At 39.0% G+C, this 4120-nt stretch carries 2 protein-coding genes and 2 pseudogenes; 3 read left to right on the forward strand and 1 reads right to left on the reverse strand.

Annotation, left to right across the window (positions count from 1 at the left end; genetic code table 11):
* Positions 1-230: 230 nt before the first annotated feature.
* From B4H32_RS11955 to B4H32_RS11965, 3 genes and pseudogenes are all read left to right on the forward strand, one after another.
* Positions 231-953, forward strand: a complete 723-nt coding sequence (locus B4H32_RS11955) for a YgfZ/GcvT domain-containing protein (RefSeq protein ID WP_286803241.1) — start codon at positions 231-233, stop codon at positions 951-953.
* Between the two features lie 55 nt (positions 954-1008).
* A pseudogene (locus tag B4H32_RS11960) lies at positions 1009-1530 on the forward strand (DsbC family protein); the annotation flags it as partial.
* Between the two features lie 244 nt (positions 1531-1774).
* On the forward strand, positions 1775-2581 hold the full coding sequence (locus B4H32_RS11965; RefSeq protein ID WP_004756040.1) for a tetratricopeptide repeat protein: 807 nt from the start codon (positions 1775-1777) through the stop codon (positions 2579-2581).
* Positions 2582-2761: 180 nt separating this feature from the next.
* On the opposite strand, the pseudogene B4H32_RS11970 reads toward B4H32_RS11965, so the two are convergent.
* Positions 2762-4120, reverse strand: a pseudogene (locus tag B4H32_RS11970) (TonB-dependent receptor domain-containing protein); the annotation flags it as partial.

Raw genomic sequence — 4120 nt, forward strand, 5'->3', positions numbered from 1 at the left:
GGGGCCTTGAACACGCGATTTAATTTAACTGTACCTGTCATTTTTATTTTCCATCATTGTTGATCACTATTGTTATATTTGTCATCACCATGAATCAATCGTTGCGATAGCTTTGGTTGCCCATTCTGTCATAAATAAATAAGCAGAATCTAAAGCTGTTTTTTTGTGAAAAATAGCGCAAAATAAGCCCTTATATTGTAATGAACAGAACTTTGCTTTGGGATTGATTTATGAGTCAGCTTGCTTTTACTGCTTTTAGCTTAAATGGTGTAGATGCACAAAAATTTCTACAAGGTCAGGTGACTGTTCATGTTGAACGCCTGCCAGAAAATGAAAGTCGCTACACCGCTATTTGTGATTTAAAAGGGCGTATTCATTTTGGCCTATGGATCAAAAGATTAAATCCAGAAAGTTTTGAACTGGTGACAACTCAGGATCAGGCAGAAGAGTTTTCCAGACATATTAAAAAGTTTGGTGCTTTCTCAAAAATGAAGCTAGAAGAAATTGGTCAAGTTTTTCCAAGTTTTATAGGCAACCATACCGAGTTTTCTTCAACAGAAACAGATATAAATGCATGGCAAATACAAGCCATTCAGTCTGGACAGGCATGGATTACCCAAGCAACTGAACATCTGTTCCAGCCACAGGAACTGCGTCTGCATCAACGAGAGGGTGTGCATTTTGATAAAGGTTGTTATCTAGGACAGGAAATTGTGGCACGTCTATGGTTTAAGGCAAAACCTAAACACTGGTTGCATTTGATTCAAGGGAATGATGCTGTACCCGCTCCTGCAACCCAACTCAGTAAAGATGTAGAAGTCGTTAATAGTATCGCTTTTGAAGATGGTTATTTAGCTTTGGTGATTGCCAAACCGACCGCACTGGAAGAACTTCATCTAACCGTTTTAGATTTACCAGAAGCTTTAAATGGTGACGTGGCGAGGCCTCAATAATTTTTATGCGATAGGATTGCCCAATATTCAAATGGGCGCTATTGTTCCATCATACTATCTGTTTATTGGTCAACTGGTCGATCCAAAAAACCAAAAAAATCTAACCGAAAAACGTTTAATTGAGTTCAATAAAATTGATGTTAAACAACTGCCATTAGAGCAAGCTATTCGATATGTTAAAGGTGATGTTAAACGTACACTCTATATATTTACAGATCCCGACTGCCCTTATTGTCAGAAACTGGAACAGTATATGACCGCCATTGATAATGTGACTGTCTATTTATTTCCGTTCCCATTAAAAACTCTACATCCTCAGGCAGAAGAAATTGCCAACAAAATCTGGTGTGCTAAAAACCAGTATGAAGCTTGGGAAGATTATATGCTACATCGCAAAGCTCCAAAAAATTCAGGACAATGTTCCACCCCAATTCAAAAGAATTTGATCTTGGGACAAAAACTACAAATTAACGGAACACCCACCCTATTTTTGAAAAATGGTGTCCGTATCGCTGGTATGCCACAAAATGCAGAACAGATTGAACAATTACTAAACTCAGGCAAGCAATCTAAATAAATGAATAAATTAACAGTAGACTGACTATTTCTACATGATGTATTCACATTTTTCTTTATCAGTATTTTGAAATAATTTATATATTTCAAAATACTACAAAGCTAGAATATATTTAGCCATAAATATTGACATACAAAATTTACATTTACATTTTATGCCAAACTCTTAAACTTACTTGGGTCACAACATTGTTTTCTGCCAACAACAAAGGATTGCGGCAGATTTACATGAAAGGAAAGGAAAGATGAAAAAGTTGCTCATTGCCAACCTAATCATGGTTGCAAGCCATTCGGTATTTGCAGCAGACAATAAAACCTCAGCAGCTGCAGATGTCTTTGCAAAAGCCACTCAACTTTATGAAGCAAAGAATTATCATGAAGCATTTCAGGAAATGCAGCGGCTAGCAAATACAGGCAATGCCCAGGCAATTTATAATGTGGGTTATATGACCCAAATCGGGCAAGGCACAGTGAAGGATGAAAAAAAAGCTTTGCAATATTATCAGGATGCCTCCAACAAAGGATTTGGTAAGGCCAGCTTTATCTTGGCACAAGCCTATCATAAAGGGAATTTAGGCCTCCCCAAAGATGCTCAAAAATACAAGGAATATTTAGATAAAGCATCTGTACAAGGTTCTGAGGAAGCCTCAGTTGAATTTGCAGATTTATTGTTTAAACAGGGTAAACCTGAATATGACCAAATTGCAATTCAACGCTTACTGCCTTTGCTACGCAAGGATTATTACCCAGCACAAAATCTTAAAGCAATTTATGATCTTGGTATTGGTGTAAAAAATAAAAATCCAATTATGCAACAACAAGCGGTTGAGAGCCTAAAGGAGCTAGCGAAGAAAGGTTATGCACCATCACTAATGATATTAGGAAATATGTTGGCAAATGGTGGAATTCTTGATCAAAACCTCGAAGAAGCCAGAAATATTTTTGCACGCCTTGCTCAGGCAAATTATCCAAATGCCAAAGAATCATTAGCTCAGGTTGAAGAAGCGATTGCTGCCAAAAAAGCCGCTCCAGCTCAGCCACCTAAAAAATAAATAACCGAGCAGTATCTTATTTCAGGTACTGCTCGTTCTGCTAAAATTGCTTACTTACTCTCATCCCTACACTGAGCTTACGCCCATCAGCAGGTTCAAAAAATGGGCTATTCCCCTCATTAACGATGACTGAACCGATATAATTTTTATTAAACAGGTTATCTACCCGAGAAAAACCATGAATGTTGGTGTTTCAAAGCCTTTGGCATAACTTGCATAGATCAATGCCTGTGGCATGAATTGCCAACTTAAAGCAACGGATGGCAAGATTTCTTCATAAGTTGTTTTACCGCTATTATCACCATTTAGACCAACAATATAATGATCTTTGGATTTGTAATGTACGTTACTGTATCGTATCCCCGTATCTAAACGCATTTTGGGTAGAAATGACCATGATGCTTGTAGATAAGGATCAATATTCCATAAATTATTTCGCTCATCTCGGCGCAAAGCACCCACAATCCCTTTATCACCCTGATCATTAAAATTTTGGAAACCCTGTCGATCTTCATTCATAGCATCTATAGAAACACCAGCGGTAAATTGGGTTTGAGGAAGTAAATCCTTACCCGTCCAGCGAAAATCAGTTCCATAGTAGCCACGTTTAAAATCAATCACCCCACCCGCCTGATAAGGTGTATTGGGATTTTTTTGAACTATATCAGGAATAGACTGATATTGAATGACTTGCCGCTGTCCGATATAAGCCATGGCATAAAATTCATGTTGATCATTGATTGGCTTTGACCATGTCACACCAGTCTGGATCTGATCAATTTTTTTACGCGCATTATAATCCAGGACATTTTTGCAACTTGTTTGGGATTGTTCTCCCACTCTGCTCGAGTTAGTCCACCTGGATCAGCAGCATCAATATTGACGTAATTAGTGACCCAGTTAATCTTGCTGCCATCATCCAGATTCCATGTCAGTTTGGCATTATTTAAGGTTTTATTGGCACCGCTATGGTCACGGAAACCATCAGTATCAAAATAAGATGAACTAATGATATAACTCGGCTCATTTTGCTTGTCCGTCCCTCCTTGTAATATCAAACCCGCACGATTTTTATGATGACTTCCTCCAGCATAACTCATTTCAATAGAATCTTTACCTTGCCCTTCTTTGGTCGTTGCCAGAATTGCGCCACCCGATGAGTTTCCGTACAGGGAAGAAAATGGCCCAGTTAGAACTTCAAGATGATCCAAGCTACTCAAGTCAATATTAGAGGTCTGCCCCTGCCCATCAGGCATGGTTGCAGGAATACCATCAGTATATAAACGGATTCCCCTTACCTCAAAAGTAGAACGGGCACCAAAACCACGCATCGAAAGCTGTAAATCCTGCGCGTAGCTCTCTCGGTTGCGTAGCTGGATGCTCGGAATCCCTTTAACCAGTTCAGTCAGGTTGACCTGGGCAGATTGATCTGCTTTAGGGCTTTCAATACGGAAAATTGAAAGCTGGTGTTTCCATATAGGTGGTATTGGTACGGGTTGCCTCGACTTTAATTGGGATAAGAGGTGGTCCCACTTGTTT

Origin of the sequence: Acinetobacter sp. UBA2063, assembly GCF_002333245.1 — a bacterium.
Taxonomy (GTDB): domain Bacteria; phylum Pseudomonadota; class Gammaproteobacteria; order Pseudomonadales; family Moraxellaceae; genus Acinetobacter; species Acinetobacter parvus.

Excerpts from the sequence above, each read along its gene's own strand:
- B4H32_RS11955 (WP_286803241.1), top strand. The coding sequence starts at position 231 with ATGAGTCAGCTTGCTTTTACTGCTTTTAGCTTAAATGGTGTAGATGCA.
- B4H32_RS11965 (WP_004756040.1), top strand. The coding sequence starts at position 1,775 with ATGAAAAAGTTGCTCATTGCCAACCTAATCATGGTTGCAAGCCATTCG.